The organism is Lysinibacillus sp. NPDC093216, from assembly GCF_050280325.1.
GTDB lineage: Bacteria > Bacillota > Bacilli > Bacillales_A > Planococcaceae > Lysinibacillus.
Map to the genome: position 1 here is coordinate 23365 of NZ_JBNNVB010000022.1, position 14576 is coordinate 37940.

At 36.7% G+C, this 14576-nt stretch carries 10 protein-coding genes and 1 other annotated feature; of the genes, 7 read left to right on the top strand and 3 right to left on the bottom strand.

Features of this window, described 5'->3' with window-relative positions; all coding sequences use genetic code 11:
* Positions 1–20: 20 nt before the first annotated feature.
* A complete protein-coding gene (locus ACQKOG_RS20020; RefSeq protein WP_370076720.1) occupies positions 21–707 on the bottom strand; it encodes a Crp/Fnr family transcriptional regulator in 687 nt (228 codons plus the stop codon).
* A 267-nt stretch (positions 708–974) separates the two neighbouring features.
* Between ACQKOG_RS20020 and ACQKOG_RS20025 the strand changes: the two genes are divergently transcribed.
* Positions 975–3101 carry an ATP-dependent Clp protease ATP-binding subunit gene (locus ACQKOG_RS20025; protein ID WP_427448122.1) on the top strand — a complete coding sequence of 709 codons (2127 nt, stop codon included), beginning with the start codon at positions 975–977 and terminating at the stop codon, positions 3099–3101.
* Positions 3102–3149: 48 nt separating this feature from the next.
* On the opposite strand, the gene ACQKOG_RS20030 is transcribed toward ACQKOG_RS20025, so the two are convergent.
* Positions 3150–3344: a YjzD family protein gene (locus tag ACQKOG_RS20030; protein ID WP_370076723.1), complete on the bottom strand. Its 195-nt coding sequence runs from the start codon at positions 3342–3344 to the stop codon at positions 3150–3152.
* Between the two features lie 1076 nt (positions 3345–4420).
* Between ACQKOG_RS20030 and ACQKOG_RS20035 the strand changes: the two genes are divergently transcribed.
* Positions 4421–5359, top strand: a complete 939-nt coding sequence (locus ACQKOG_RS20035) for a beta-ketoacyl-ACP synthase III (RefSeq protein WP_370076725.1) — start codon at positions 4421–4423, stop codon at positions 5357–5359.
* Between the two features lie 31 nt (positions 5360–5390).
* Positions 5391–6632, top strand: a complete 1242-nt coding sequence (gene fabF / locus ACQKOG_RS20040) for a beta-ketoacyl-ACP synthase II (RefSeq protein ID WP_427448125.1) — start codon at positions 5391–5393, stop codon at positions 6630–6632.
* Positions 6633–7487: 855 nt separating this feature from the next.
* Here the strand turns inward: fabF and trpS are convergent.
* Positions 7488–8477, bottom strand: coding sequence for a tryptophan--tRNA ligase (gene trpS / locus ACQKOG_RS20045; RefSeq protein WP_402872946.1), 990 nt, complete (start codon positions 8475–8477; stop codon positions 7488–7490).
* Between the two features lie 104 nt (positions 8478–8581).
* Positions 8582–8815 (bottom strand) — a binding site (T-box leader).
* A gap of 638 nt (positions 8816–9453) precedes the next feature.
* Between trpS and spxA the strand changes: the two genes are divergently transcribed.
* The 4 genes from spxA (at position 9454) to pepF (ending at position 14103) form a co-directional block, all read left to right on the top strand.
* Entirely contained in the window at positions 9454–9849 is a 396-nt protein-coding gene (spxA, locus tag ACQKOG_RS20050; RefSeq protein ID WP_024362527.1) for a transcriptional regulator SpxA, read from the top strand.
* Positions 9850–10284: 435 nt separating this feature from the next.
* Positions 10285–10953 carry an adaptor protein MecA gene (mecA, locus tag ACQKOG_RS20055; RefSeq protein ID WP_370076731.1) on the top strand — a complete coding sequence of 223 codons (669 nt, stop codon included), beginning with the start codon at positions 10285–10287 and terminating at the stop codon, positions 10951–10953.
* A 180-nt stretch (positions 10954–11133) separates the two neighbouring features.
* Positions 11134–12243, top strand: coding sequence for a competence protein CoiA (locus ACQKOG_RS20060; protein ID WP_427448128.1), 1110 nt, complete (start codon positions 11134–11136; stop codon positions 12241–12243).
* A gap of 48 nt (positions 12244–12291) precedes the next feature.
* Positions 12292–14103, top strand: coding sequence for an oligoendopeptidase F (pepF, locus tag ACQKOG_RS20065; RefSeq protein WP_427448130.1), 1812 nt, complete (start codon positions 12292–12294; stop codon positions 14101–14103).
* The last annotated feature ends 473 nt before the right edge of the window (positions 14104–14576 follow it).

The following is a 14576-nucleotide window of genomic DNA, read 5'->3' on the forward strand; positions in this document are numbered from 1 at the left end:
GGGGATTTTGCATGTTGCTATTAATCAATACGACATATTTGTAACGGACAATTTTCACAGGCGATTTCATCCTTTAAAAATTGTAAATCGTGAATGGTAATATAACCTTTTTCGAAGGATATGATATTTTGCTTCTTTAAGTCATTAAGCATGCGATTAATCATTTCTCGACTCGTCGCACATAAATTAGCGATTTCTGTATTTGTTAATGGGAGATCAATATAAATAGTGTCATTTTCTAAAGGCTTACCATAAGTATTTGAAAGGCGGATAAGTGTTGAAAATAAAGCGCCCTTTTTACCATTTAAAACTAAATCGCGCAAACGACTTTGATGTTTTAAATTTTCTGTTTGCAACCACTTCATATATTCCACCATTAAATTAGGTTGTTCCACTAGTAAAAGTTCCAATGATTCACGGCTTAGTACATATAAACTAGAGGGTTCTAAAACTTTAGCAGTCATAGAATTATACGTAAGGTTACAAAATAATGAGCTTTCTCCAATAATACTGTCTGGACCACAAATACGAATGGTTAATTCTTTCCCATTCTCTGTTTCCTGACTAATCGAGATTGCTCCTGTTTTTATATAATAAATTTCTTTCGCACGTTCGCCCTCTAAAAAAATTTTACTATCCTTATTCACTTTAATAAAAACACCGTGTTTTTGAAAAAGATCGTGAAATTTTTCTTGTATATTATCCATAATAGTCATATCTTCAACACATCTCTTTCTTTTTACGTAAAAATTGTTTAATTATTACAAAATAAGGTGAACAATTTACTAAATCTAAGAAATATACTTTTATTATAACGTAATTTTCCAGTTATAAGTGAAGAAATTTTAGGACTATTTCTTTGCTATGATTTGTAGTGTTGTAAAATAAAGTTAGTCAAAAAAGGTCAAACATTTTTAATGAAACAGAATGGCGAACGGGATTCCGCTTAACATTATTGAAAAGGAGTGCTAAATATGCAATTTCAACAAACAAATGACAAAAAACCATTAGAACAATTTGGACGTAATTTAATTGAAGAAGTAAAAAACGGTAAAATGGACCCGGTAATCGGTCGTGATGAAGAAATTCGGAATGTTATTCGGATTTTAACACGTAAAACGAAAAATAATCCTGTCTTAATAGGTGAGCCTGGGGTTGGTAAAACAGCTATTGTAGAAGGATTAGCCCAACGTATCGTAAAGGGCGATGTGCCTGAGGGGTTAAAGGATTGCATACTGTATGAGTTAGATATGAGTGCCTTAATAGCAGGTGCTAGTTATCGAGGACAATTTGAAGAGCGCTTAAAGGGTGTTTTAAAAGAGGTAAAAGACTCAGAGGGGCGCATTATTTTATTTATAGATGAAATTCATACGATTGTTGGCACTGGTAAAACGGAAGGTGCGATGGACGCTGGGAATATGCTAAAGCCAATGCTTGCACGAGGTGAGCTACATTGTATCGGAGCTACAACATTAGATGAATACCGTATGTATATTGAAAAAGATCCTGCTTTAGAGCGTCGTTTCCAACAAGTGCTTGTACGTGAGCCATCTATTGAAGATACAGTTTCCATTTTACGAGGCTTGAAAGAGCGCTTTGAGTTACATCATGCAGTACGCATTCATGACCGTGCGATTGTAGCGGCAGCAGAGCTTTCAGATCGCTATATTACAGAGCGTTTCCTGCCAGATAAGGCCATCGATTTAATCGATGAAGCATGTGCGATGATTCGAACAGAAATTGATTCCATGCCACAGGAATTGGATGCAGTAAAACGCCGTATTATGCAACTTGAAATTGAGGAACAAGCACTACGTAAAGAAAAGGACGAGGCAAGCAAAAAGCGACTAGAGCAACTCAGTGATGAATTAACAAAGCTGAAAGAATCTTCTGAGGGTATGCTTAAACAATGGGAAACCGAAAAAGAGGCGTTACATGGCATTCAGAAAAAACGTGAAAAACTAGATAAATACCGTCGTGACTTAGATGAAGCAGAAAGTAAATATGATTTAAATAAAGCGGCCGAACTACGTCATGGGAAAATTCCTACGCTTGAAAAGGAAATTCAAGAGATGGAAAAACAATTAGAGAATGGTACGGAATCACGTATTTTACGTGAAGAGGTAACAGCCGAAGAAATCGCCTCTATTGTTTCACGCTGGACAGGTATACCAGTGACGAAATTAGTAGAAGGTGAGCGTGAAAAATTATTGCGCTTAAAAGATACATTGCATGAGCGTGTAGTCGGACAAGATAATGCTGTACAACTTGTTACAGAAGCGGTATGGCGTGCTCGAGCTGGTATTAAAGACCCAAATCGACCAATTGGTAGCTTTTTATTCCTAGGGCCAACAGGTGTTGGTAAAACAGAGCTTGCGAAGGCACTAGCGGCACAGCTGTTTGATTCTGAGGATCATTTTATTCGCATTGATATGAGTGAATATATGGAGAAGCATAGTGTATCACGTCTTGTAGGGGCACCTCCAGGCTATATTGGTTATGAAGAAGGTGGACAATTAACAGAAGCTGTTCGCCGAAATCCATATTCAGTAGTATTATTAGATGAAATTGAAAAAGCTCACCCTGATGTTGCAAATATTTTACTGCAAATTTTAGATGATGGACGCATTACGGATAGCCAAGGTCGTATGGTCAACTTTACGAACACAGTGGTTATTTTAACTTCTAACATTGGCTCAAACTATTTAATGGAAGCAAAAGAAGAAGATGTAGCAGTTGAGGATTTAGTGATGGCTGCACTTCGTCAACACTTTAAACCAGAGCTGTTAAATCGAATGGATGATATCATTATGTTCCATGCACTATCGGATGAGCACTTCACAGCGATTGCTTGGAAATATGTCGAACAGCTTATCAAACGAGTTGCAGAGCAAGAAATTACTTTACAAGTAGAACAAAATGTAATTGACTGGGTTGTAGAACAAGGAGCAGATGCTCAGTTTGGCGCAAGACCACTAAAACGCTTCGTGCAACGTTATATTGAAACGGCAGTTGCAAAAGAATTACTTCGAGGTGAAGTATTGCCAGGAGAAACATTGCACATTAGAATGCATGATGGTCAATGCATCGTTGAAAAATAACAAAAAAACCTGTTCCGCATTGAGCGAAACAGGTTTTTTCTAGTTGAATTAATGATTGTCTGCAGCTTCTGGAGTTGACTCGTTTGGAATAACTGCACCGATGATGAAAACAAGAATTGTAAATACAACTGATGTGACAACAGCAGTTTGGAAATCAAAATCTGCACCAAGTACAGCGCTTACTACGTAGTTTACCATTGAAACTAGTAGGAATGACCATATGAATGTTACGATATATTGCATTAATTTCACCTCAACCGAACTTTTTTATATCATTATCATATCATAACATAAATCGAAAAAAAAAGAACCTTTTCTGTGAAACATGGCGAATTTGTAACAACGATAATCATCAATTGAGAACATTTTAGATGGCAAAATATTCGATTGGTTCATATCTATTTTCGATTTCCTGCTGTTTCCGGAAGTGTATCTTTTCTTAGCTACTACATTAATGTGGAAACATGATTTTTTCCATTATTGTTGGCAGGTATGAAATTATAGAGCAAAAAGGCTAATGTTGTAGTTCTAAGTTATCTCATACCGAGGTGGCTTATTTGGGTCATCTGTGATGCGTTGGTCATTATTAATTTGAAACTTTTCTACGTTCCATTCGTATTATAACTAGACAATTCTAATTTTATAGAACTGAATAAAAGGAGAAATGAATTTTTTGAACCATTGAATGAAACAATTACTTTTTGTGATTTACTTGATTACCATTGCGGATGCGTATTACTCAACGTTGTTTATTGAATCAAAAACACCACCGCAACACCAGACGATTAAAGCGTCAGCCATTACGTTGGCACAACTACGGTAGCAAACCTAACAAAAAGAAACGTACAACACGTCGTTTGAAACCTTCTGTGTTGCAACCCATCAAGCGATTTCTTCAGAGCCCTAAGTGTTCCAAAGAAAACGTGATCCTTAACGACCTATTAGAGAATAGTTTGGACGTACGCAGATTCATGCGAGAGCCACCTTTCATCTTTTTACGATATCGACTTTTACGATGTTGATAATAGCAATTGTTAGACTAAAGCTGCAGATCTATTTGCAGCTTTTTTCATTAACCACCATTATTAAATTTTTCAGCGTCACTTATCCTCAAAAATACGCTTTTTCCTGCATTAGTTCTAAAAGTTGTAGATGACATTTGTTAAATCGTATGGCATGTATATAAGTTGATTGGAGACCATTGATACTACTAGTTTTAAGACGTTAAATTTAATTCATCTTGCACCTCTCCTTCATTATGAGTTATAATTATGACCAGTTACTAATAATTGATAGTAAGAAAGCAGAGGGGTTGCTAAATGAACGCTGGTATTATAGGAATTGGCAAATACGTTCCGGAGAAGGTCGTTACAAATTTTGATTTAGAAAAAATGATGGACACTTCGGATGAATGGATTCGAACACGCACGGGGATTGAAGAACGTCGTTTTGCCGCAGATGATCAGGATACGTCAGATTTAGCAGTAGCTGCTGCTAAGGAGGCTATTGCAAAAGCAGGTATTACGCCAGAGGAAATAGGCTTAATCCTTGTTGCAACTGTAACACAAGATCAAAACTTTCCAAGTGTAGCATGTATGGTTCAGGAGCAAATCGGAGCAGTCAATGCAGCTGCGATGGATCAAGCGGCTGCTTGTGCAGGATTTATATATAGTTTAGTGACAGCAAAGCAATTTGTAGAATCAAATGCTTATAAATATGTCTTAGTAGTAGGTGTTGAAAAGCTGTCGAAAGTACTTGATTGGGAAGATCGCAATACTGCTGTATTATTCGGTGACGGTGCAAGTGCAGCGATTGTTGGTCCAGTATCAGAAGGTAGAGGTATTTTATCATTTGAGCTTGGAGCTGACGGCACAGGTGGAAAGAACTTGTATTTAACACAACAAGATACAATCGCTATGAATGGCCGTGAAGTATTTAAGTTTGCCGTTCGTCAAATGGGTGAATCTGCAGTAAACGTTTTAGAAAAAGTAGGTTTAACAAAAGAAGACGTAGATTTTTTAGTGCCGCATCAGGCGAATATTCGAATTATGGAATCAGCTCGTGAGCGTTTAGAGCTACCACCGGAAAAAATGTCAAAAACGATTCACAAATATGGGAATACGTCGGCAGCATCTATTGGTATTTCCTTGGTAGATGAGCTTGAGGCAGGCAAGATAAAAGATGATGATTTATTAGTACTTGTTGGATTTGGTGGTGGCTTAACATGGGGTGCCGTTACAATTAGATGGGGAAAATAAAAAACGAAAAATGCTTGAGGGGAGTAAGACAATGAGTAAACGACGAGTAGTAATTACAGGAATTGGCGCAGTTACACCACTAGGAAATAGCATCGAAGAAACATGGACTAACATTAAAGCAGGAAAATCTGGCGTTGGCGAGCTAACACGTTTAAATAAAGATCTTTTTGCAGCGAAAATTGCCGCTGAAGTAAAAGACTTCAATATTGAAAAGTATATTGAACGTAAAGAAGCCCGTAAAATGGATCGTTTTACACAGTATGCCTTAGCAGCGTCTATCATGGCGATGGAAGATGCACAATTAACAATCGATGAAGAACTAGCACCACGAGCAGGTGTCTGGATTGGCTCTGGAATCGGTGGGATGGAAACATATGAACAACAGTTTTTAACTTTCCAAGAGCGTGGAGCAAGACGTGTAAGTCCATTCTTTATTCCAATGATGATTCCAGATATGGCTTCAGGCCAAGTATCGATTCACTTTGGAGCAAAGGGTATTAACTCTTGTTCAGTAACTGCTTGTGCTTCAGGTACAAACTCCATTGGGGATGCTTTTAAAGTAATTGAGCGTGGCGATGCAGATGTTATGATTTCTGGTGGTGCAGAGTCGCCGATCGTTACGATGGCAGTAGCAGGCTTCTGCGCAAATACTGCATTATCTTTAAATACAGATCCGGAAACAGCTTGCCGTCCATTCGATAAGAATCGCGATGGTTTCATCATCGGTGAAGGTGCGGGTATTGTTATTTTGGAAGAGTATGAGCACGCAAAAGCCCGCGGTGCAAAAATCTATGCAGAAGTTCTTGGCTACGGTGCAACAGGAGATGCGCATCATATTACAGCTCCAGCTCCAGAAGGAGAAGGTGCTTCTCGTGCAATGATGCAAGCTTTAAATGATGGTGGCGTAGAAGCTTCTCAAGTAGACTATATTAACGCACATGGAACAAGCACACCATATAATGATTTATTTGAAACACAGGCAGTAAAAACAGTCTTTGGTGAACATGCCTATAAGCTTGCGATGAGTTCTACAAAATCAATGACAGGTCACTTATTAGGTGCAGCTGGTGGTGTTGAAGCTATTTTCACAGCGCTAGCACTGAAAGAAGGCATTTTACCACCGACAATTAATTTAACAGATCCAGATCCAGATTGTGATTTAGATTATGTACCGAATGAAGCTCGAAAAGCAGAGATTCAATATGCTATGAGTAATTCACTTGGGTTTGGTGGACACAACGCTAGTCTACTATTCAAAAAAATCGAGGAATAATAAAGTAAAACTTTAATCAGTGGGGTTTCATCTCCCACTGATTTTTATAGTTCACCATTCGGGCTTTAACAGGCAGTTAATTAAGGTGTCATCATATTAAATAAAGTAAGGCTTTTCCGCAAAACGAGGGGTTGATTTCCGTTCCGACTGGGCGCTTTGTTGCTGTCGCTTCGCTTTCGCACAGAGCAAAGCTTCCTGGGGGCGTCCGATGAGCCGCTTCACTCGCGGTGCTCGCTCCAGGGTCTCGGGCCAACACGATGTTGGTCACGAAGGCGTTATCACAGGATGTGATGCTTTTAGCCTTCGTTCCTCTATCGCTGATCCCCAAGGAGTCGCCCAGTCTCCACTCCAATCAACCGCTCTGCAGCAAAACGTCTTTATATGCGGAAAAATAGTGGCAGTAACAACAGATGTACAGTCGCTTCACTGCTATAAGTCTATTCTGTTTGATTAGTCTTTCAACAACATAAAAAAACGTCAGCCAATTTACGTGGCTGACGTCTTTTTTTATAGTTTTGTGAATAGATGATAATTAAGAAGAAATAGAAAGGATGCCCTTATATTGTTCCGACTCTTTTTATTTTTAATGAGCTATGGCTTATTGATTCTCTCAGTAGGGAATCTCATTTTGTATTTGAATTATCGGACACTCGGATATTCCTGGCTAGTAGTTTTTAAGTTCATGGCACAAACATCAGCATTTTATATGGCCATTGGTTCAGCCATTGTGTTATGCGCTGTTGTACTTGATCTTGGTTATGATAAAACTTTCAATGAAAAAGATAAAATGTAACTCTTATGTTGCTCTCTTTTTGGCCAAGCTCTTACAATCATCTTTATGATAAAGTCTTCTTTTTAGCGACGTGCACGACCAAGGCCCATTGCCTCTTCCATGCGTTTTAATGTAGCACTTGCAATTGCATTTGCCTTTTCAGCACCTGCGTCTAAAATAATATCTAATTCTGATGATTCTACCAAATTATAGAACTTCTCTTGAATTGGTGTCAGGTGATCAATAACAGCTGCTGCAACGCCTTGTTTGAAACCACCATAGCCAACGCCTTCGTATTTTTTTACAAGGTCGTCAATTGATACGCCTGAAATGGCAGATTCGATTGTTAGTAAATTAGAAACACCAGGTTTATTTTCTACATCAAATGCCACAATACCATCAGAGTCAGTAACAGCAGACTTAACTTTTTTCTCAATATCTTTCGCTGTATCTAAAAGCTTGATTGTCGCTTTTGTATTTGGATCAGATTTACTCATTTTCTTAGTTGGTTCCTGTAGTGATTTGATACGAGCTCCCGCTTTTGGTAATTGAATTTCAGGAATCGTTAAAACGTCACCATAACGTTTGTTAAAGCGCTCTGCTAGATCACGAGTAAGTTCAATATGCTGCTTCTGATCATCACCAACAGGGACAATGTTTGTATTATACAAAAGGATGTCTGCTGCCATTAATGGTGGATATGTTAGTAGAGCGGCAGATACGCTTTCCTTACCGTGAGATTTATCCTTGAACTGTGTCATACGTTCAAGCTCTCCAATCGATGCGACACATTGTAGCATCCAGCCTGCCTGTGCATGTGCTGACACTTCTGATTGAATAAATAATGTAGATTTTTTAGGATCTATTCCAGTAGCGATATACGTAGCTGCTAGGTTGCGAATATTTTGACGTAATTCCTTGGGATCTTGTGCCACTGTTATTGCATGCTGATCGACGATACAATAAACAGCATCTCCTTCATCTTGTAATGCAGGGAATTGCTTAAACGCACCTAAATAATTCCCTAGAGTTACAATACCTGTTGGCTGTACGCCTGAAAAAATAGTTGTCATTGTCATTTCCTCCTTGAATTTTGTTACCTCAGCTAGTCTTTACATAAGACCTGATCCGTTGATCCAAAATAAAAAAACATCATGCGTCCTCATTAGTTTTCTAATGAAGGGACGAATGATGTTTGAATCCGCGGTACCACCCAGCTTGCCTAAATCGGCCACTTTGCTTCGTAACGTGAAGGGACGAGCTTTGCTAATAGACTCCAGTAAGGAAACTAAGACGTTCACAAAGCTAACTCGGAAGTCCATTCCAAATGCTTACACGATCTGTTTGCAGCAACCACAGACTCTCTTAACGTGTAAAATGCATATGTACTACTCTTCGTCAGCGTTTTTTTATTTAGTTCAATAACCGTCTTCCATCTGTATAGATGAGGTGAACCCACCAAAGACATAATTGATTGATTGCAAAAAATTATATTATAAAGGATCGGTAAAAAGCAAGTGGGTAAAGTCAGACTTTTGGCGGTGTTCATTATTGGAAAAAAATTATATGCTATTTTCGCTGGTTTTTTATTTCCGTGCAGCAATAAATGTGTTCTGTCGAAAGCGAAGCGTCAGCGACAAAGCGCCCAGCCTGAACGGAGATCAACCACACGTTATGGTAACAAACTATTTATTTGAAAATGCAACCAATATTAGTAAATATACGTCTATATTGTACACACGGAACTGACAATATTCTCGTTTAAATTTTTTAAATGAGAACAAAAATAATCACGAAATGAGTGTTTAAAACGTGCTGCGAATGGGAATATTATTAGTAGTTCATTAGACATGCCAAGAAGTAACCTGCTTTGAAAAGTTATATAAATAGACAGAAAATTTCGTGTGATAGGGTTATTCTTTTTTTTATTGGAACTATATTCAAACATCACAGAGTACTGTATAATGGTATGTAGATTACATTACATTAATTCTAATTTAACACGCTGGTTTATAGATAATGATTAAAAGGAAAGGATGTGTCAGTATGATAGTAACTTTATTTACATCACCAAGTTGTACGTCTTGCCGAAAAGCGAAAGCATGGTTAGAGGAGCATGAAATCCCATATACAGAACGTAATATATTTTCCGAACCATTAAGCATTAGTGAAATTAAAGAGATTTTGCGTATGACAGAGGATGGTACGGACGAAATTATTTCAACTCGATCAAAGATTTTCCAGAAATTGAATGTTGATGTTGAAAGCTTACCATTACAACGTTTATATGAGTTAATTCAAGAGTATCCAGGTTTATTACGTCGTCCAATCATTTTAGATGAGAAACGTTTACAAGTTGGCTACAATGAGGATGAAATTCGTCGTTTCCTACCTCGTAAGGTTCGTGCGTATCAATTGCAAGAAGCACAGCGCATGGTGAACTAATATCTCCATATTCTGCATAGAATAAGTATTAGATGTTACATATGCATCAAGCATATAGTGACATCTATTTTTTTGTGTTTTACTTATGTAAAACCTTCTATATAAAGTATAATAAATAGTAGGGAAAAGTCATATATTTCCGTAAAGTATGTTAAACTTGATTTAAACTTAATAGTTTACTACAATTTCAATAATTCAAATATCTTCTGTGAAACGGTGTATATCCTTTTCATTTTATGACAGAACAGCATACAATATAATTAGAGACAACTGTGGACAATTAATTTTTGATTTCGGTTGCTCAACGGTTTTACTGTAGTGTGGTCAAAGGTTGAAAAACAAAAACGGGGTATGAGGTTAAAAACAATGAATAAAAGCATACTAATGAAACAAAACTGTTTTTCGACAAATGACAGTGAAGGGAGATGAGGTCTAGTGGACATCGAACGTGTAAACGAAAATACACTCAAGCTCTTTATTACGTACAATGATATAGAGGATCGCGGCTATAGTCGTGAAGAAATTTGGTACAATCGAGCAAAGGGTGAACAACTTTTTTGGGATATGATTGATGAAGTAAACACGGAGGATTACTTTGATGTAGAAGGTCCTATTTGGATTCATATCAATGCGTCTGAAGTGGGCTTAGAAATCATTGTCACACGTGCACATATTTTAAAAGACGGTGAAACCTTAGATGGTTCTTCGCAATTTGGCGAACACAAAGAGATGTTTGCCCCATTTGAGGACGTTGGAGAAGATCTTCTCAGTCAACTAACTCAGTTTGGTGACTTAGATGAATCAGAGTTATTTATGGATACAGATATTTATGTTTATAAATTTAAAGATATTGATGAGTTAATCCCTGTAGCGAAACGCATAACAGATGAATTAGTGGATTCCTCATTATTTAAATATGAAAATTGGTACTATTTGGTAGTTGATTTCGCGAACGCAGATGAAGAACTAAATCATCACGATAGAAATGCCGTTATTAAAGAATTTTTAATACCATCAAATTTCACAATCCATCGCTTAGAGGAATATGGCGAAAAAATTATGGAATATAATTGCTTTGAAACAGTGCGAAAATATTTTATTTAAAGTAATAAGTACTTGATTCAGTGGCTTAGACTGTAAACAAACTTGGTGATTATCAAGTTTGTTTACAGTCTTTTTATTTCGTTTTAAAAGATAACAATTTTTAAATTTCAAGAAAAAGCCGTTCTTTATTTGTTGCTTTAAAAACACTCCTTTACAATCAGTCAAAAAGGAGATGATTTTATGCTTATGGCCTATAACGAACTTCAGCAGATTTTCCTCCCATACCAGTATTCAAGGGAAGAATTACAACGATATAGGCGGCAGATGAAATTTTATTGTCCCCAATGCCAACAGCCTGTCCAATTAAAGATTGGCCAATATAATATCCCTCATTTCGCACATATTGCTAATAATAGCTGTGAGCAGTTATTTGCAGAGGGTGAATCAAAACTTCATTTACAAGGAAAAGTCCAATTATTTGAATGGCTAAGAAAACTTGGGCATACAGTAAGGCTGGAGCCTTATTTACAGAAACTTTCACAGCGACCAGATATGCTTCTAATAAAGGAGCAAAAGCAAATTGCTATTGAATTTCAATGTAGTACAATTTCCCATGAAAAGTGGCTATTGCGTACATCTGGATATGAGAAAAATTCTATACAGCCATTGTGGCTTTTTCAAACACCTCAAAAACAATCTACACAAGGTATTCAAAAAATTTCTATTTCCCCAATTATGCAAAAGATGATAATGGTCACAGCACAAGGCTTAACTTATTTGGTGACCTATGATGCAAACACATCGAGATTTATTTATTGGACGAATCTTCTTCATGTTCATGGGTATACTTTTATAGGTAAAGTACAGGAACTAACGATTAACAAGCAACATTTCCCTTTTTATGAGCCTAAGCCAATTACGAAAGAGGAATTTCATCTATATTGGCAGCTTTATAAAAAGCAGTGTAAGCAATTCGTATACCAACGTTTATTACATAGTAAAAATGGAGTACAAGATTCATTTTTACGAAGTAGTTATGAGTTACGCTTTACTTTAACTGCAATGCCTGATTACGTAGGTGTTCCGGTAAAAGATGCAGAAGCGATACCGATGTTTTCTATTGAGTGGCAAACGATTTTCCTCTATTTTTGTCGTCGATTACAATTAGAACCTCATGAACTAGAGGAGAGAACTATTCGATCGTTTTTAATCCAACAAAATGTAGGGGTAACAAATCAAGCAGTACAAGCAATTAAAAATTTTGGAATGGTGCTGGCGAAAAGTTATGAAGAAAAGGATATTTGTGAGCAAATATACGCACATTTATTTGCAATTGCCACAATATACTGAGAAAATATGAGAGTATAGGAAAAGATAACATATTAAGGGGGCTGGCACATGGCTAGTAATCAAATTTTAGTAAGAAATGAAGTTCCGGAAGAGTTAACTTGGCACTTGGAGGATATATTTGCAACTGACGCACTATGGGAAGAAGAGTATAAAGAAGTTGGAGAAATTGCAAAAAAGGCATCTAGCTATGCAGGTACTGTAAAAAATGGGGCAGATGCATTATTAGCAGTTCTAACTTATCACGATGATATTTATCAACGAGCAATGAAGCTTTACACGTATGCTCATATGCGTTATGACCAAGATACGACAAATAGCTTCTACCAGGATATGAATAGTCGTATTCAAACATTAGCGACTAGTATCTCAGCTGCCCTATCGTTTTTAACACCTGAGATTTTATCATTGAGTGAAGAAACAATAGAACATTACTTAGCAGAAAACAAAGACTTACAACTGTATAAGCAATCTTTAAAAGAAATAACGATGGCACGTCCGCACGTTTTACCAGCAGAACAGGAAGCATTACTTGCACAAATGTCTGAGGTTACAGGTACTGCTTCAAATACATTTAGTATGTTAAACAACGCAGATATAGTCTTCCCTAAGGTGAAAAATGAAGATGGAGAAGAAGTGCAACTAACACACGGTAACTATATTAAGTTTCTAGAAAGTAAAGATCGCACTGTTCGTGAAAATGCCTTTAAAGCAATGTATGAAACTTACGGTAACTTTAAAAATACGTTTTCGTCTACAATAACTGGCAATGTTAAAAAGCATAATGTCAGCGCACGTATTCGTAATTATGATTCTGCACGCCACGCAGCAATGTCTAACAACTTCATTCCAGAAAGTGTTTATGACCAATTAGTAGAAACAATCCATAAGCATTTACCAGCTATGCAGCGCTATATCTCATTACGTAAGAAACTTTTAGGTGTGGATGAACTGCATATGTGGGATTTATTTGCTCCACTTGTTAAGGAAGTCGATATGAAAGTCACTTACGACGAAGCGAAGGATATTTTAGTAAAGGCTTTAGCGCCATTAGGTGAGGAATATCAAGGCATTGTTCAAGGTGGTCTTGATAACCGTTGGGTGGATGTCCTAGAAAACAAAGGGAAACGTAGTGGTGCGTACTCTTCAGGTGCTTATGGAACGAATCCATACATTTTAATGAACTGGCAAGACAATGTTAATAATCTGTTTACACTTGCTCATGAATTTGGTCATAGTGTACACAGTTATTATTCACGTAAAACTCAGCCGTTTGTTTATGGTGATTATTCTATTTTCGTGGCTGAAGTAGCTTCGACATGTAATGAAGAACTGTTAAATGATTATTTACTAAAAACAATTGAAGATCCACAACAGAAAATTTATTTATTAAATCATTGGTTAGACGGCTTTAGAAGTACTGTTTTCAGACAAACAATGTTTGCTGAATTTGAACACCTAATCCACCAAATGGATAAGAATGGTGAATCTCTAACAGCGGAGCGTTTAACCGAGGTTTACTATAATTTAAATAAACAATACTTCGGTGAAGATATTGTTGTAGATGAGGAAATCGGCTTAGAATGGGCTCGTATTCCACACTTCTACTATAATTACTATGTGTATCAATATGCTACAGGTAAATCAGCTGCAACAGCATTAAGTAAACAGATTTTAGAAGAGGGTACACCAGCTGTGGAACGTTATATTAATAACTTCTTAAAAGCAGGTTGCTCTGATTTCCCAATTGAGGTATTAAAGGCAGCGGGTGTTGATATGAACGTTGCTAAACCGATTGATGATGCATGTAAAGTATTTGAAGAACGTTTAAATGAGTTAGAAAAATTATTGTTGAATAATTAATTTTGAAGGCTGTAGGTATTTCACTACAGCCTTTTTTCTATGATTAATTAAATAATAAAAATTTAAGGAATAATGTTTTTTTTTGATTTCTAAATGGTTTAAAAGTACGTATCTTGAAAAAATACTGTTTGTAATCGCTTTCTATTTGACAAATTTGTGAATCTATCATCGGACTTGTTGCTATATTTACTATTCCATGATAAATTGATTCATGTGAAATAAATCACAAAAACAAACATACACCCCTTTGTTTGAACGTGAACATTTCTCCCATCCCCTTTGTGAAAAAGAAGCGTCACTATCTGTCGAGGATAGTGGCGCTTCTTTGTTTTGTTTTAAATCTCAATCAAACAGTGAAGTATTCCGATAAATAATAGAGCCTAATCTAAAAATAAAATGAATGCAACCAGTTGCATTCATTTTATTTTTTATTTATAATGCAATCGAACGGTTGCATTTTATTTACATTCAAT

Excerpts from the sequence above, each read along its gene's own strand:
- ACQKOG_RS20020 (WP_370076720.1), bottom strand. The coding sequence starts at position 707 with ATGGATAATATACAAGAAAAATTTCACGATCTTTTTCAAAAACACGGT.
- ACQKOG_RS20025 (WP_427448122.1), top strand. The coding sequence starts at position 975 with ATGCAATTTCAACAAACAAATGACAAAAAACCATTAGAACAATTTGGA.
- ACQKOG_RS20030 (WP_370076723.1), bottom strand. The coding sequence starts at position 3,344 with ATGCAATATATCGTAACATTCATATGGTCATTCCTACTAGTTTCAATG.
- ACQKOG_RS20035 (WP_370076725.1), top strand. The coding sequence starts at position 4,421 with ATGAACGCTGGTATTATAGGAATTGGCAAATACGTTCCGGAGAAGGTC.
- fabF (WP_427448125.1), top strand. The coding sequence starts at position 5,391 with ATGAGTAAACGACGAGTAGTAATTACAGGAATTGGCGCAGTTACACCA.
- trpS (WP_402872946.1), bottom strand. The coding sequence starts at position 8,477 with ATGACAACTATTTTTTCAGGCGTACAGCCAACAGGTATTGTAACTCTA.
- ACQKOG_RS20060 (WP_427448128.1), top strand. The coding sequence starts at position 11,134 with ATGCTTATGGCCTATAACGAACTTCAGCAGATTTTCCTCCCATACCAG.
- pepF (WP_427448130.1), top strand. The coding sequence starts at position 12,292 with ATGGCTAGTAATCAAATTTTAGTAAGAAATGAAGTTCCGGAAGAGTTA.